Raw genomic sequence first — 14,751 nt, 5'->3', positions numbered from 1 at the left:
TCCTGAAACCGTCAGGCCAGCGGAAGTCAGCATATGTTTAAGCTATTAAGCTTCAATACAACGTGATGGCAGCAATATTCGCTATGTAATTGCAAATATTTCGAAAGTGATTCTTGTTCTTCCACTCCAATAGCACATAATCCTACACCATCCAGATAATAAGAATACTTATCGTTCCTATTCAGTTTTTTGTGACACTCAAAGATTAAATCAGATACACTTTCGGCAGATAAATTAATAGCTGGAAACATTTTGCAAGGGCGCATACGAACTAATCACATAGCCGCATGGCTGGCGCTGATTGCTGTCGCCATGCTGTTCGTTGCACCGGCCATCTCCAGAACGATAGCCCACCGGACAGGTTGTCAGCACATCACGCATGCTATGCCAGGGACCATGTCAGGGATACACCATGACATGGCGATGTCTGCGGTCTGTGAACCGTCTTCGCTGATGGATCAGCAGATGATGTCTGGTAAGGCAATGTCTCCGATGGAAGAGATTGCCTGTGGTTATTGTCAGCTACTTGTACAACTGCCGTTTATCCAGTTTGCGCTTGTAGTTTTGTTGTGGTTACTCCTGCTTTTTGTCCTTCGCTTCTCATTAATTCCGCTTAACTGCGTCACGCTCTTTCAACCCTGGGCACCACAGCGTGCTCGTGCCCCGCCTGCTGTATTTCAGTCTTCGTTTTAAACAACAAAACAGTAAGTCAGTAACGTCATGCTCATTTTTTAAGGGCAGATTTTGTTACGCCTGAAAAACAGTAAGGTACTTTATGAAACCCCATTATTTTGTACGTACGCCACTTGCTTCTCTTGTCCTGCTGGCGTTGATGTCAGACGCTACTTTTGCAGAAGAAAAGCACGACCATTCTCAGATTGAGAATGATTCTGTGATGATTGTAACTGCGCCAGTTTCCACTCCGCTCGAAATTGTTACCTCGCCCAAAATACCCCGTCAGCCAGTTCCGGCAAGCGACGGCTCGGATTATCTGAAAACTATTCCTGGGTTCTCACAGATACGTAACGGTGGAACCAACGGTGATCCTGTGTTTCGTGGCATGTTTGGCTCTCGTCTGAGAATTCTGACTGATAATGGTGAAATGCTTGGTGCTTGTCCGGCACGCATGGATGCACCAAGCTCCTATATTTCTCCTGAAAGCTTTGATGTATTAACTCTGATAAAAGGCCCACAAACGGTGCTCTGGGGGCCTGGAAACTCGGCGGGAACTATCCGTTTTGATCGTGAACAACCACGCTTTGAAAAGGCGGGGGGGCAGGGTACTGCCAGTCTTCTTGCTGCGTCAAACAATCGCTGGGATGAAAATGCTGATGTCAGTCTGGGCGGTGAGGAGGGATATCTTCGCCTCATTGGCAATAAGTCACGTTCGGATGACTACAAGGATGGAAATGGAGACCGCGTGCCCTCCAGATGGGATAAGTGGAATGGCGATATGGCTATAGGCTGGACACCAGACAAAGACACACTTCTCGAGCTTACTGCAGGTAAAGGCGATGGTGAAGCACGCTATGCTGGTCGCGGTATGGATGGTTCGCAGTTTAAGAGGGAAAGCTTAGGAATGCGCTTTGAAAAATCCGGTATTGGCGAGGTATTCGATAAGTTTGAGGCGAATGTATATTACAACTATGCAGATCATATTATGGATAACTATTCCCTGCGCTCTCCAGGCAGTAGTATGTCGGGGGGGATGTCAGGTGATGAGATGGGAGATGCTATGGGTTCCTCAATGGACTCAGCAATGGACTCAGACTCTTCGATGAATATGAGTATGCCAATGGCGATGGAGGTTGACCGTCGCACTGTTGGTGGAAGAATGATGGGAACCTTCCTTTTCTCAGATTTTGAGCTTCGCAGTGGTGCAGATACACAACTTAGTACACACCGTAATAAAATTGATGATCGCTGGAATAAAGACGCCCGTTTCCACGATTACGGTCTTTTCAGCGAACTGACCTGGAGTGTAACAGAGCAGAACAAGGTGAAGGGGGGCGCACGTCTCGATCGCGTTCTGGTTGATAATTACACTGATGTGGGTTCAGCAAAACGGACTGATACATTACCGGCCGGTTTTCTTCGCTTCGAACATAATATGGCTGACATACCGGTTATGTTTTATGCAGGTATAGGCTACACGGAGCGTTTCCCCGACTACTGGGAGCTTTTTTCGCCGACTTATGGGCCTGGAGGTTCTGGTGATGCCTTCGATAAACTCAAAACGGAAAAAACAACTCAGATTGATATAGGCGCTCAGTACAACGGTGAACGTATAAACACTTGGATATCCGCTTATATTGGTCGTGTAAATGATTTTATTCTGTTCCGCTATGATCCTGATAATGCATCTATCAGCCAGGTTGATAACGTCAATGCAACCATTATGGGGGGAGAGGCAGGTATTGCGTATAAATGGTCAGACTCATGGAAAACGGATGCCAGCCTTGCTTATTCCTGGGGCGAAAATACATCCAGCCATCAGCCTTTACCACAGACGCCACCGCTTGAAGTCCGTCTGGGGCTGACCTGGGAGCAGGGCGACTGGAGCAGTGCTGGCCTTTTGCGTCTTGTTAGCAGTCAGAACCGTGTTGCTATTAACGAAGGAAACGTCGTTGGTAAAGATTTTAATAGTAGTCCTGGTTTTGCTGTGTTTTCGGCGAATGCTGCATACAAAGTTAATAAGTACGTTAAAATTAGCGCCGGCGTTGATAACTTGTTTGACAAAACGTACAGCGAACACCTGAATCTTGCTGGAAACAGTAGTTTCGGTTATTCAGCAAACACATCAGTTAATGAATCCGGCAGAACCTTTTGGGGTAAAATTAATATCACTTTTTAATGACATTTTTGCATGGCAGTAAAAGTGCAACTTATTTTTTTGCTTGATAACTATATGTACTGCTCCAGCGTTTATCGGAGCAGTATAGTATTGACTAGGACTTCCGTAGTGTGAAGTATGCGAAAGACTAGTCGGTAGCCTGTTGCGGTATAGTGGTTTCGCCGCTCTTTGCTGAAGCTCTGGTGCGTGCTAATTTGCCGGAGCTTTGTCAGCAGAAACAAATAGCGGCTTAATAAAACATTGCTAATTCAAACTGCTACGGCGAGTTTTCTTTTTTGCTTCATCAATCCCTGCTACGATCTCCTATCTTTTACTGATGGGGATAGGGATATGAAGAAAGTTCTTGTTGTTTTATTGGTGTCACTTTTCTCACTGACAGCAACGGCAGCAAACAAGCCATGCTCAGGTAAGAAAGGCGGAATATCGCATTGCTCGGGTGAAAAGTTTGTTTGTAATGATGGCTCTATCAGCAAGTCTAAGAAGGTTTGTCAGAAATAGTTGCCTAAAAATGGCACTCACCATCAAAATTAAACCCGCTATTGCGGGTTTTTCACTCTCTAACGGATATGTTATTTTTATGCATTAAGAGCGATTAGTAGGATGCTGCTGGGGAGAACATGGATTCAAAAAACGACGACGAAGAACGCATAGAATTTGAAAAATTCATCATTGAAAGGTTTGGTGATACAGTTGATCTTCGCAGGGCGAAACATGGCAACAACGGATATATTTCATGGGAATCGGCGGTTGCTTGGGTTGTCTGGCAGGAGCGCTCATAGCACCATGAAACAACGTCTACCTCTAGCGGGCGCTGATTTATTATGGCGCTGCCCGGAGCGTCCCGTCATTCACTATGGACTCCCACTTGGCAACGTCGTTTTAGAATTTGATTTTGGTCCGCTATGAGCGATCAGCAGACGTTCGTACATGAGTCGCCATAGATCTCGCTCACAATGTCGTGAATCAATCAACTGGGAACAGGTCAAACTATATCAAAACTGTCAGTGATACAGTGGCATGCGAATATTTCAGAGGCTTATCAGTATGAAGATTGTTTTTATCCCTGCGTTGATCATAGTCCTGATTGATAAAGAACAGGACATGGGACGGGAATTGACGCGCGATGAGGTTGAGTCCATCCGCGATGACGCTACAGCCATCCGCCTGCCGGCCGAAGCAGCCGAGGATATAATCAGAGAGCGTGGCTACCGCGATATTGATCCTGAGAATGTCTGGCGCGAGTGGCAGTCGTATAAAGCTGACTGAATGTTGATGGGAACACGCTGCTTTAGTGACACATGAAAATTGTGCACTTACACGGATGCGTTTACTCCTCGCCTGGCGTGGAGCTGAGGGGCAACTTTGAGCGAGGTATAGACTTTCATACCCTGAAAGTTATGCTATTAGGCGATCCAGGGTATGCACTTGCTGGTTAAGCGGGATACTTACCCCTACCCTGTCGAAAGGCTGTACACTGATAACACCTATAAATAATTCTGAGTATTTTATGATTTTGTACAAATACATAGACAATGCATCATTAGATCGATTCTTCAAAGATGGCTACATTTCTATAAAATTCACCCCTCACAGTGAGTTTAATGATCCGTTCGAAAGTTATGGATATGCACTTGATGATGAATCAATTGAATCAGTAACTATGAGGTATGAGATCAATCAAAATCTTGCCTGTTTATGCCTTTCTAAAAATCCACTCAACGTATTGATGTGGTCACATTATGCTGATAAGCATCAGGGCTTTGTTGTAGCAATCGACACTGAGAAAGCAGGATTTGATGATGAAGAAAAATGCCTGATTACAGCTCCGAAAGGTGAAATTGCTTATTTAGAGAATCGGATGAAAAGCAAACTAAAAATCAGTCAAGAAAATATCTATAACACTGATATAATTAGTAAATTATTGCTTACTAAATCACTGCATTGGAAATATGAAGAAGAAATCAGAATAATAAAAAAGACAGACGCATTACAAAAACAAGGCACGGTTTTAATTGATAAAATAATTGATCTAAAATCAATAACAGGTATCTATATTGGGATAAACAACAAGAGGGTTGATGAAATAATTAGAAATAACAGTACATTAGAAGCATTGATTTTGAAAAAGACAGTGCAGTTATATCAGTGTGAATTTAAGAAAAGTACATGGGATCTCGCCATAGAAAGTTATGAATATACCAAATACCCGCATGATATGCAGAGAATGGATATATTTGATTCGGCAGAGAAGGTTTTAAGAGCGATGGAACGTAACCACATAGGCGGTTGAGATTATCCGCGGCGATTACCATGTCAACAATGCCCGCACCTCGCTCATTGCGGACATTGGCAGCCTCAACAACATGACTGGCATTTAGGTGTATTAATCAGCGGGGAAGCAGGTCACGCTATCTATAATGGAAAACGGGCTGGTGACCTGCCGATGCCCAGTCTCAGGCAGCGGATACAGCTACACTTAGTTCGAGAACAATGTTAACGCAACCAGTGATATCCGCTGGTTTTTCTGAAAAAATGTGTTGGTTTTTCTAAGTAATGTCCATTGCTAAAATAAATCTTCTTTTATTCTATAAAAATCGGATATTTTCTCAAGCGCTGATGTAGGAATGGTTTTTTTGTTTATACTCAAACCTGTTTCGGTTTTTTTTAGTTTTGCGATAATGTATTCATCATCAATATAATCCGACCTCTCTCCAATGAAGTTGATTATATACTCTTTTGCTTTTAAGGCTTTTGTTATGTGATATTTTTCATTGAATAGAATATACACTTTGAAAATAGAATTGATATGCTCATTAAAAATCGGCAGTATTGGGAAAGATTCATCCATCTGTGTCAGGTCTGCCTTTACCAGAGCCCCCCACTTAGAAAACCCCCGAATTAATTCATCTCTCATAAAATATACAATTAACTCTACATTTAAAGTACAACTGGTCTCATCAAGTGATTTTGATATCGTGTACGAAAGTGGTGGCATTCCACAATGCTGAACAAAATTTCTGAGCTTATACATGAATCTATATGAAAACTTGCTATCAAACTCATTTGCCGTCAGCGCTTTAAACTCGACAAATTCCGTTGAATCCTCTCCATAGCGCCTGTTAATACTGGTTTCCATATGGTCAAGTAAAGTTTTAACTGACATCATATAGTTCAGTATTCGTGTATTCAAAAGGAATGGGAAGGTTTTGAAGGGATAAGAACCAATAAAAGAAGGATCTTTGGCTACTTTTATAATCGTTTCATTCAGAAGTTCCATTAGTGACTCATAGTTCAATCTTACATATTCTACTAAAGCAAAGTCATTTACAAACTCCATAAGTATATTTTTTTGTGTATCATAGACTTCAACTTCCTCATTACCAAGGGGTCTTATTTCATTTATTTTGTTTACTTCACTTCCATCTGAAATTGATTCTTTAGCAAGGATTATAGTGGATTCGCTCAAGCTTACCTCCCTGATTAATTTTCTGTTAATTAATATGGAACCCTAAAAGGGCACACCTTATCTGTATTATATCGGCTTGAGTTGCCAAGAATAGCACCACCTTGAACAATATTATAAGTATTTTATTCCCCTATGAGCCTGCATACCACCAATGTCTGCTCTTGGCACAGGGCTGCTGTTGCAGCCCTCACAAATTAGACTTCAATAGACTCAGATATCTCCAGGGCATCATCCACTTCAATACCGAGATAACGGACTGTACTTTCGAGTTTTTTGTGACCCAAGAGTAGCTGGATCACTCGAAGATTCTTCGTTTTTTTATAGATCAGATATGGCTTGGTTCTTCGCATAGAATGCGTACTGTACAGAGTCTCGTCGAGACCCAGCTTATCAATCCATCCATGAAAGATACGGTTATATTGCCTGGTTGAGATATGTCGTGAGGAACCGACGCGGGACTGGAACAGATAGTCGCTACTACGTAGATGAGCCATTTTGATCCACGCTGCTACAGCCTCTCTGGTTCCCTTAGTCAGTTCAAACTGAACGGGGCTTCCCGTTTTTTGCTGCAGCACTGTCGCTCTGTCCGAAACAGAGTGCCCATAGGCCACATCAGAAACTTTTAGCTTAACCAGATCACAGCCTCGAAGTTTACTGTCCAGAGCCATGTTAAACAGAGCTAAATCGCGTACTTTTCCTTCCAGCTCAAGTCTGATACGGATTCCCCAGATATGAGAGATCTGAAGAGGCCGTTTCTGGCACCATGGGGACCTTCGCAAACAGGACACCCTCGATTTCACCAAAACGGTCAAGCTTCACCTCTTTAATAGAAATATGGGGCTACTACCCATCGTGTTGCTCCCTGGCTCATTAATAAATCAACATTATAGGTCCGCAGAAGTCATGGAATGACCGGTGTTACTGGGATATTTACACATACACCGTTACCCCAACCCTATGATAGTCAGAGCTGTTAATACCTGTTAAGGCATAATGGATACACTCGCGGATAATCCTGCCACTAACTCAATGCCTGCAGGCATGGTATCTAACTGGATGCGCACCGGTACGCGTTGAGCCAGCCGAACCCAGCTAAAGGTGGGATTGACATCCGGCAGCCCAAGTCCGCCGGTCTCATCGTTGCTGTCACCAATTCCCCGCCCGATACTCTCCACATGGCCTATGAGCAGCGAATCAAAACCCATCAGTGAAATCTGCGCGGTTTTCCCGACGCGGATATGACGCAGTTTAGTCTCTTCAAAATAGCCCACCACCCAGAAACTGTGCGCATCGACAATGGCGACTTTTGTCTCTCCCGCGGTGGCATAGTCACCGGGCCGAAGACGGAGATGTGTGACATAGCCGTCCACCGGTGATCTCACGGTGGCATGCGCTAAATTAAGCTGCGCCAGTTCCAGCGCGGTCAGTGCGCCCTGATAATTGGCCGCCGCGATGCTTGCCGCACTGCCTGTTTGCTGGATGTCCTCACTGGATATCACCCCTTTGATCAGCGCCCGTCGCCTTGCCGCATCCTGCCGCATGAGCATCTCATGACGTTTTGCCTCAACGTCAGCCTGTGAACTCAGCACGGCCAGCTTCAGCCAGTGGGGATCGATGGCATAGAGAATATCGCCACGGTTAACCCACTGGTTATCGCGGACCGCCACGCGACTCACCGGCCCGGAAACATCCGGTGCAATCTGCACCACATCCGCACGCACCCGCCCGTCGCGTGTCCAGGGTGTTTGCGCATACTGTTTCCAGAAAATAAATGCCACGAGTATCGCCACCGCAACGGCACTTAACGTCAGTGCATAGCGACCCATTAAAGAGAGTAAAGATTTCATGCAAATAACTCCAGAGTGGTCAGGCCCTGCAAAAGCAGGAAACAACTAATGATAAAAGTCGAAAAATCAATCAACGGGCGAAAGGGCAAACGTCGGTAAAGCCTGCTGAAAGAGAAAATTAATAAGAGTGATAGCGTACAGATCAGCGCGATGAGCACAGTCATCAGCAGACCGGGGAAAAAAACACCCCCGATATTGATGTCATTTATCATTTGTGGATTCCTCGTCCTGCGTTCGTAACGCGCAGTGCAAATCAACCAGTTTGTCGACTAACTGGCGCGATGGTTTATCAGTGGCGGGCAAGTATTGAACGGTTATCTCCGCAATGCGCTCGCGCAAGGCTTCAGTCTCCGTAGAGCGAGTAAGGTCATAAAGGATGGCGTTGATGCCACAGCCTGAGGGCATGTCGCAGCGGCGAAGATGCATCACACCGAGGCCAATGCGCAGAAAGTGCATCAGGTGAACAAGTGCCCGAGCGGATGATGGCCTGCTACGCGGTATGCGTGGCAGCAGCAAGGCAGCTCGATCAATCATCAGATTGGTCCAGTGCGTTTCATCTCCTTTAAATACGCCGTTCACGCTCCGGCGGATATCACGCTTACAAAGTTTCAGCAGGCGGTTTATCGCCGCGTCGGCTTGCACGGTTTGCAGCAGGCTCATGCTAAAGACCGCAAAACCGGTCGCGAAAAATAGCGCGATGGCGGTGTTAGCCGCATCGGCGAAGTTGCCGCTGTAATGCGCACCCAACTCGCACAATACAGGTAGCGTCAACGTTATTCCCATCGCCATAAACGTGGTGGGCGGCCGTGCCTGGAGTGACCCGGCAAGCAGGTAGACCGGAGCAAGCACGGCAACCAGTACGGGAAAATCGCTGACCTGGGGAAGCAGGGCAAAACTATAGATGAGACTTATCAATACGCCCCAGAAGGAGCCGATAATGTATTTCACAATATGGGGTGCAGGCGTGTCGAAACTTCCAAACAGCGTGCAACAAACCCCAAGAATGGAAACCGCTGTACCGCCATCTGACCATGCTGAGTCGATCCATATCAGACAGCCGCTCAGGATGATGGCAAACGCGCCCAGTGCCGTCCGGATTGCACTCAGGGGATCGCGATGAAAAATATATCCTTTCGCCGCGCTATCTTCCGCCCGTATGGTCTCGGGTTCCGCGTGAAATATAGCCTGCGAAAGGCGCTCACACTGGTGAATAAGACTAATCAACTCCGCTATGTAGCCTAAGAAGTTCACCCCCAGCGCGTCCTCAAAGGTCAGTGATTGCACCGCACGCTTCTGTAGTAACCGGGTGCTACGTTTTTGTAGGGCTTCAGCAGTGCTTTTGTGTTTCCCGACATTGTCGCAGGTGAGCCAGGCCTGAACATCATTCAGCAGCGTCTGTATATCGACGGGCATATCCGCGATCACCTGCAAGCGATCGCGTAATTCGCCGTTCACGATGGCTAATCGCGCCAGCCTGTCATGGAGTGCTTTTCTGGCCTGTCGGGCCGGAACTGAAAGGGCAAAATCATACGGGATGTGGTGGCTGATGCCCTGCAGGAATTGCAGTGCAAGCGCGAGTTGCAAGGGGGCTGAAACCTTATCAGACTTGCCCGCCAGAGTATCGGCAGCATGCTGTCGTGCCGCGTGTAGCGTCTGCGTCAATTTGCTGTTAAACAGGCCTGATATCCGACTTGGCAGAATGTACCGGTGGATCAGCGCGGCGCAGACGATACCGATCGTTATCTCCTGCACCCGGATGATAGCAATGTTAAACACCGAGCCTGGGTCGGATACGGCGGGAAAGCCAATCAGGCTTGCGGTGTAACCGGCCAGTACAAAGGCATAGGCGCGGGGAGTACGGTCAAGCAGGGATAACCAGAGGCAGAAGGCTATCCAGCCTGTCAGCATCACGCTGCATACAATCGGCATATTCACAAACGTAGGCACGATCAATACCGTTGCCCCTGCGCCCGCCACGGTGCCGACCAGGCGATAGAGACACCGGCTCAGCGAAGCGCCCACAGAGGTTTGCGAAACAATATAGACGGTGATGATGGCCCAGGAGGGCCGTTCCAGGCCAATCGATAGGGCGATATAATAGGCGAGCATCGCAGCGGCAAAACTCCTGAGGGAATAGAGCAGGGCATGGGCGTCACTCAGTAGCATGGGAGTGATTATGCTGCCTGACCAGCGGCGTATCGCGTGCCAAAAAGGGACGTGTTGGGGGATGATTGTATTCATGCCGAGAATTATTCCCGGTTTGCACACGTCACTAAATACTCTATTCTGTCAAAAAATACCTAAATGTTGCCAATAACATGACATCCCGACTTGCCAATACCTTGTTTGATCCCGACAGCACGTCGAGCCCGGCAGTCGCTCGTCATATCGATTTCGTCGATTACGCAGCCGAAGTTCCGGTTCATTCGCACCGTAAAGGGCAGTTGATTATTGCTCTGTATGGGGCGGTAATTTGTCGTGCGGAAAACGATATCTGGATTGTGCCACCCGATTGCGCGGTGTGGATCCCCGGCGGCGTTCCTCATAGCGCCAAAGCGACCTGGAATGCGCACCTTAACTATCTGTTTATTGAACCAGGCACTGCCGCATTGCCGGAAAAATGCTGCACGCTGGCCATTTCACCGCTGATTAAAGAGTTAGTTGATCGTTTAACGAATGAAGGCGTTGATTACGCACCACAGAGTCATGTTGGCAGGCTAACCAGAGTGACACTTGATGAACTCGTGACCATGCCACAGCAGAAATTGAGCCTGCCGGTCTCTGCGAACCCTAAAATTCGTGCTATGGCCGATGCGTTAGTCAGCAATCCAGACGACCGGAGCACATTCAAAGTCTGGGCAAAGCGACTGGCACTCAGCGAACGCTCGTTAGCGCGCTTAATGCTGCGTGAAACCGGTCTGACCTTCGGTCGCTGGCGTCAGCAACTGCACTTGATTATTGCCCTGCGGGAGCTGGCAAGTGGGGTGTCAGTACAAAATGTGGCAGCAAACCTGGGGTATGAGTCGGTTAACGCATTTATCACCATGTTCAGAAAAACCATGGGCAGTACGCCAGCGCATTATTTTTCTGTTCGCAAAACGGCGGATTCATAGACTTGATAAAGTGTGAGGCTCTTGATTTACGCGTGGGCAAGATGCGGGCAAGCTTACTGAGTTGAACGTCTGCTATGAGCGAGGAGCAGACGTTCTTGTACAAAGCATGTCGCCAGATTACAGTGAAGCCATTGATTGACAAGTGAGTCGAATCACACGCGCAACAAGCTTGCATGTAATAGTGAGCGCTTTAAAAAACGTGGTCGTCTCAGGCCGGACTGGAATCGTGCATTGTTTCATCCGTGTTGGGACGACGTGCCGATTGTTGAGCCTAAAGGCACAGTTTCCTGTGCTGCTACATACAGATGAGGCGATCCTCGATTTCGACCTGTCCATAGAAAAGGCCCTCTTTCCTGGCAAGCTAAATGGTTCATTCAGATAATTGATCGGTTCCTGAGGACAACAAATAATGCTTTTCAATAATAAAAATCTGTTTATTACTCTCTTATCCCTCTGCACGTTCCAGACTTATGCAGCACAATGCACAGCGGAAGCCATCGCTAAAAACAAACTGAACAACTTCATTCTCATGAGCCAGCAGACAAGAACAGAAATCCCCAAATCGGTTGAAATGACTATTGATAGTCCTGATGGGTATCTTCGTGCATCGGTTCAAGGCAACTTCAGTCAGTGCGGTGAGCTAATTGGCGGCAGTGTAAAAGAGGTCAAAACCTCAAGAGGCCCGAAAGCAGTATTCACGTCTACCAATGAAATTCAGCTGAACAGAACGGACTTTGGCTGGCGCATCCAGATGGATGCAAACGGGGTCATAGTCGATAACAACAGTAAGAAGACCACACAGCTATACCAGCAGACTCTGGAGGGAATGTACCTGCTTAACAATAAAGGATTAATCAGCCACGCAGTTACACGCTCGACTATCGCGGCCACAAAAGCAGAAGATAAAGACAAAACCACAGTGAGCAAAATAGATTACGTTTTCAATTCATCAGGGTTGCTGGCAAGGATGGTAAGCAAAGGAAGTTTGCCGATAGATAACAATACGATTGTATACAGCTATGATGACAATCATCGCCTGATCAAAACCCAGTCCCCCTCAACCATAGAAGAGTATACCTATGATAACGAGGGCCGTGAGCTGACCCTGAGCAAGACCCAGACCTATTTCACCATCGAAAAAAACCTGTCCACGTGCGAGGAGTGGAACTCGCATGGAGAATGCACACGCGCCAATATGAACATCATGATTGTCCCAGTCGATCAGACGGGTAAACAGGATGTGGACAAATATAAAGCCGTCATAACAGCGAAATACGAATACTGGAACTGACTATTTCATCCGCCATATCGGTTGCCAAAATGATACTGGCTCCTTTATCACATCCTGATACTGAGCTGAGCAGCTCCGGTATTCATTCAGAGCATTAACGTCCGCTTCTGGCACAATGCGGACATCTGAACTTAGCTTTAACAGATAGTATAACGGCAATAAACCTGCGCTGGCTCTGGACAAACTGACACGGTCCTTCAGCGCGCCGTCCTGGCCGTGGTGATTAACGTTTATTCGCAGCCAGCGAAAACAGGCTCAGGGAGGAGATTTGCATCCGCATGGAGGAAATTTGCTGTTTTTGCAACGTCAGCAAGGCGTCGGTAAAGACCGTATTTTCGCCGGTACTGTCACTTGTGGATTTAGCCACCTTGCTTACCAGTTGTTGTTCCAGACCTTCAGAGTATTGCGCTTGTTCAATAGCCGGCAGCTCACGATAGTGACTCAGCAGCGCACTATAAGATTTTTTGTAGCTGCCGGAAGCGCTGATCTCTTTTTGCGCACTACTGATAAATTGTTGCGTCCATTTATCTTCCTGACTGCCGATCTCTTGTAAGGCCGCGCGTCGCTCATTGACGGTAAATGCACTGCCATCATCATAGGCAATCAGCGCGAGCTGTTCGCGCTGCATGCCTGCAAACGGATTGGTGGTTTTGCCGTTGAGAAAATCTGTCGCTTTGCTCGCCAGTTGCAGAAGTTCAGTGCTTTGCGTATCAGGGATTTCCTGATCGTGTTTCGCCTTATTCTGGGTATAAACCGGGCCATCAATCACCGTTAACAGCGACTCAGCCATGCTTTGCAACTGGCTGCGACTGCTGGATGCATCACGTATTTCTGCCCGGGTTGCCGCATCGCTGAGCAGGCTCGCCAGGCTTGAAAAGGTGGTCTGCGTGGCGGAAGTTAACGATGTCGATTTAGCGGTTGTCGATGATTCAGTTTTTTGCCCCGTCGTTGATGAGGCGGAGGTATAGGTCGTAATTGGATTTTGAGAATTACCCATTTTAATGTGCATTAATTTTTCCTTTTGCATTCCGAAACGGATCCTTGCCACCTGAAATTGGGGCATTGCAAAATAAAACGGCATTCTGTGTGCAAACATTAGCAGGTAGTATGTTCTCCCACTTCTTTTGGTAGGGACAATCACACATTGTCTGGCGTTGAGACAATCAGTGAGTCTGGAGTCAGGTTACAAGCGTATTTCATATGACAGCATCCATAAGGTCCGCTTCTGGCACAGAACGGAGCAATCTACTGGTTGTCAGGTCCGCTGTGAGCGAAGAGCGGATGTTCACAATTAGATCGCCATTGACATAGCTAACTTGCTGCGTGTTAATCAGCGGGGAAGTGGGTTAGTTGAAAAAACGCACGTCTATCCATCAAACAATGCAGTTGCCTTTCATGAGAGAATAGTCATTATATTCCTCCAAATAAGAAGGTTTTCTTTATGACTGATTCTGAATGCACATCAATTGGGCTGCTCCTTTTTCCGTCTCTAACTCAGCTTGACCTTACCGGCCCTTATGAAGTATTCGTAAGAGCGCCAAACACAAAAGTTCATCTCATCTGGAAAAGCTTGGATCTGGTTGTTTCTGAGCGTGGTATGGCTATACAGCCCACAACCACATTCGAAACATGCCCCGAACTGGATGTAATTTGTGTGCCTGGTGGGCCTGGTCAAATAAATCTGATGGATGACGAAGAAGTCCTCTCATTTATCCGCACTCAAAGTAAACAAGCAAAGTTGGTGACTTCGGTCTGTACTGGGTCGCTTGTTCTGGGCGCGGCAGGGCTTCTGGAGGGTTATAAAGCAACAACACACTGGGCATCTCTAGAGCAGCTCGCATTATTAGGTGCGGAACCGATAAATGAACGCGTAGTTCGTGACCGCAACCGTATAACCGGCGCAGGCGTGACTTCAGGTATAGATTTTGCTCTCAACGTCGTGTCAGAAATGTATGGAAGTGATATCGCTCAGAATATTCAGCTGCATATGGAATATGACCCCGCGCCTCCCTTCACATGTGGCTCCCCCCGCACAGCTTCTGAAGAGCAGTTAAAAAAAGTAAAAGAACAGGCTGCACCATTAATTGAAAAGAGACTGCAAGCTACTTTAAAAGCAGCAGCCAGATTTCAGAAATAAGTGCATAGCGGAAATTCTCTCTTCACACTATCAACGTCCGCTC

At 46.8% G+C, this 14,751-nt stretch carries 15 protein-coding genes; 9 read left to right on the top strand and 6 right to left on the bottom strand.

Features of this window, described 5'->3' with window-relative positions; translation table 11 throughout:
* The first annotated feature begins 252 nt into the window (after positions 1-252).
* The 6 genes from FDX03_RS15500 (at position 253) to FDX03_RS15485 (ending at position 5,144) form a co-directional block, all read left to right on the top strand.
* Positions 253-693: a DUF2946 domain-containing protein gene (locus tag FDX03_RS15500; protein ID WP_040233551.1), complete on the top strand. Its 441-nt coding sequence runs from the start codon at positions 253-255 to the stop codon at positions 691-693.
* Between the two features lie 82 nt (positions 694-775).
* Entirely contained in the window at positions 776-2,854 is a 2,079-nt protein-coding gene (locus tag FDX03_RS15495; RefSeq protein ID WP_137346191.1) for a TonB-dependent copper receptor, read from the top strand.
* A 330-nt stretch (positions 2,855-3,184) separates the two neighbouring features.
* The gene (locus tag FDX03_RS23510; protein ID WP_071524449.1) at positions 3,185-3,352 is read left to right on the top strand and encodes a hypothetical protein; all 168 of its coding nucleotides are present in this window, start codon (positions 3,185-3,187) and stop codon (positions 3,350-3,352) included.
* 119 nt (positions 3,353-3,471) lie between these two features.
* Positions 3,472-3,633, top strand: a complete 162-nt coding sequence (locus FDX03_RS22745; protein ID WP_170973104.1) for a hypothetical protein — start codon at positions 3,472-3,474, stop codon at positions 3,631-3,633.
* A 265-nt stretch (positions 3,634-3,898) separates the two neighbouring features.
* On the top strand, positions 3,899-4,120 hold the full coding sequence (locus FDX03_RS15490; RefSeq protein ID WP_137346190.1) for a hypothetical protein: 222 nt from the start codon (positions 3,899-3,901) through the stop codon (positions 4,118-4,120).
* A 241-nt stretch (positions 4,121-4,361) separates the two neighbouring features.
* A complete protein-coding gene (locus FDX03_RS15485; RefSeq protein WP_137346189.1) occupies positions 4,362-5,144 on the top strand; it encodes a DUF2971 domain-containing protein in 783 nt (260 codons plus the stop codon).
* Between the two features lie 273 nt (positions 5,145-5,417).
* Here the strand turns inward: FDX03_RS15485 and FDX03_RS15480 are convergent, their stop codons facing one another.
* From FDX03_RS15480 to FDX03_RS15460, 5 genes are all read right to left on the bottom strand, one after another.
* A complete protein-coding gene (locus tag FDX03_RS15480; protein ID WP_137346188.1) occupies positions 5,418-6,320 on the bottom strand; it encodes a hypothetical protein in 903 nt (300 codons plus the stop codon).
* A 194-nt stretch (positions 6,321-6,514) separates the two neighbouring features.
* Complete coding sequence (locus FDX03_RS15475) at positions 6,515-7,108, bottom strand: site-specific integrase (RefSeq protein WP_137346284.1); 594 nt, start codon at positions 7,106-7,108, stop codon at positions 6,515-6,517.
* A 195-nt stretch (positions 7,109-7,303) separates the two neighbouring features.
* Entirely contained in the window at positions 7,304-8,167 is an 864-nt protein-coding gene (locus FDX03_RS15470) for an HlyD family secretion protein (RefSeq protein WP_137346187.1), read from the bottom strand.
* Positions 8,164-8,379, bottom strand: a complete 216-nt coding sequence (locus FDX03_RS15465; RefSeq protein ID WP_040233557.1) for a DUF1656 domain-containing protein — start codon at positions 8,377-8,379, stop codon at positions 8,164-8,166. The genes FDX03_RS15470 and FDX03_RS15465 overlap by 4 nt, the downstream gene beginning before the upstream one ends.
* Positions 8,369-10,333, bottom strand: a complete 1,965-nt coding sequence (locus tag FDX03_RS15460; protein ID WP_249357082.1) for an FUSC family protein — start codon at positions 10,331-10,333, stop codon at positions 8,369-8,371. The genes FDX03_RS15465 and FDX03_RS15460 overlap by 11 nt, the downstream gene beginning before the upstream one ends.
* 152 nt (positions 10,334-10,485) lie before the next feature.
* On the opposite strand from FDX03_RS15460, the gene FDX03_RS15455 reads away from it, so the two are divergent.
* Positions 10,486-11,280 (top strand): helix-turn-helix transcriptional regulator, encoded by a 795-nt coding sequence (locus tag FDX03_RS15455; protein WP_121584589.1) that lies wholly within the window; start codon positions 10,486-10,488, stop codon positions 11,278-11,280.
* Between the two features lie 409 nt (positions 11,281-11,689).
* Positions 11,690-12,571 (top strand): hypothetical protein, encoded by an 882-nt coding sequence (locus tag FDX03_RS15450; protein WP_137346185.1) that lies wholly within the window; start codon positions 11,690-11,692, stop codon positions 12,569-12,571.
* A 223-nt stretch (positions 12,572-12,794) separates the two neighbouring features.
* Here the strand turns inward: FDX03_RS15450 and FDX03_RS15445 are convergent, their stop codons facing one another.
* On the bottom strand, positions 12,795-13,580 hold the full coding sequence (locus FDX03_RS15445; protein WP_123924672.1) for a hypothetical protein: 786 nt from the start codon (positions 13,578-13,580) through the stop codon (positions 12,795-12,797).
* Between the two features lie 432 nt (positions 13,581-14,012).
* On the opposite strand from FDX03_RS15445, the gene FDX03_RS15440 reads away from it, so the two are divergent.
* Complete coding sequence (locus FDX03_RS15440; RefSeq protein WP_137346184.1) at positions 14,013-14,708, top strand: DJ-1/PfpI family protein; 696 nt, start codon at positions 14,013-14,015, stop codon at positions 14,706-14,708.
* Positions 14,709-14,751 lie beyond the last annotated feature (43 nt).

Source organism: Citrobacter sp. wls827, from assembly GCF_005280875.1.
In the GTDB taxonomy this organism is placed as follows: domain Bacteria; phylum Pseudomonadota; class Gammaproteobacteria; order Enterobacterales; family Enterobacteriaceae; genus Citrobacter; species Citrobacter youngae.
The sequence above is the reverse complement of the archived record's forward strand: the minus strand, read 5'-3'. Positions and strand labels throughout refer to the sequence as shown.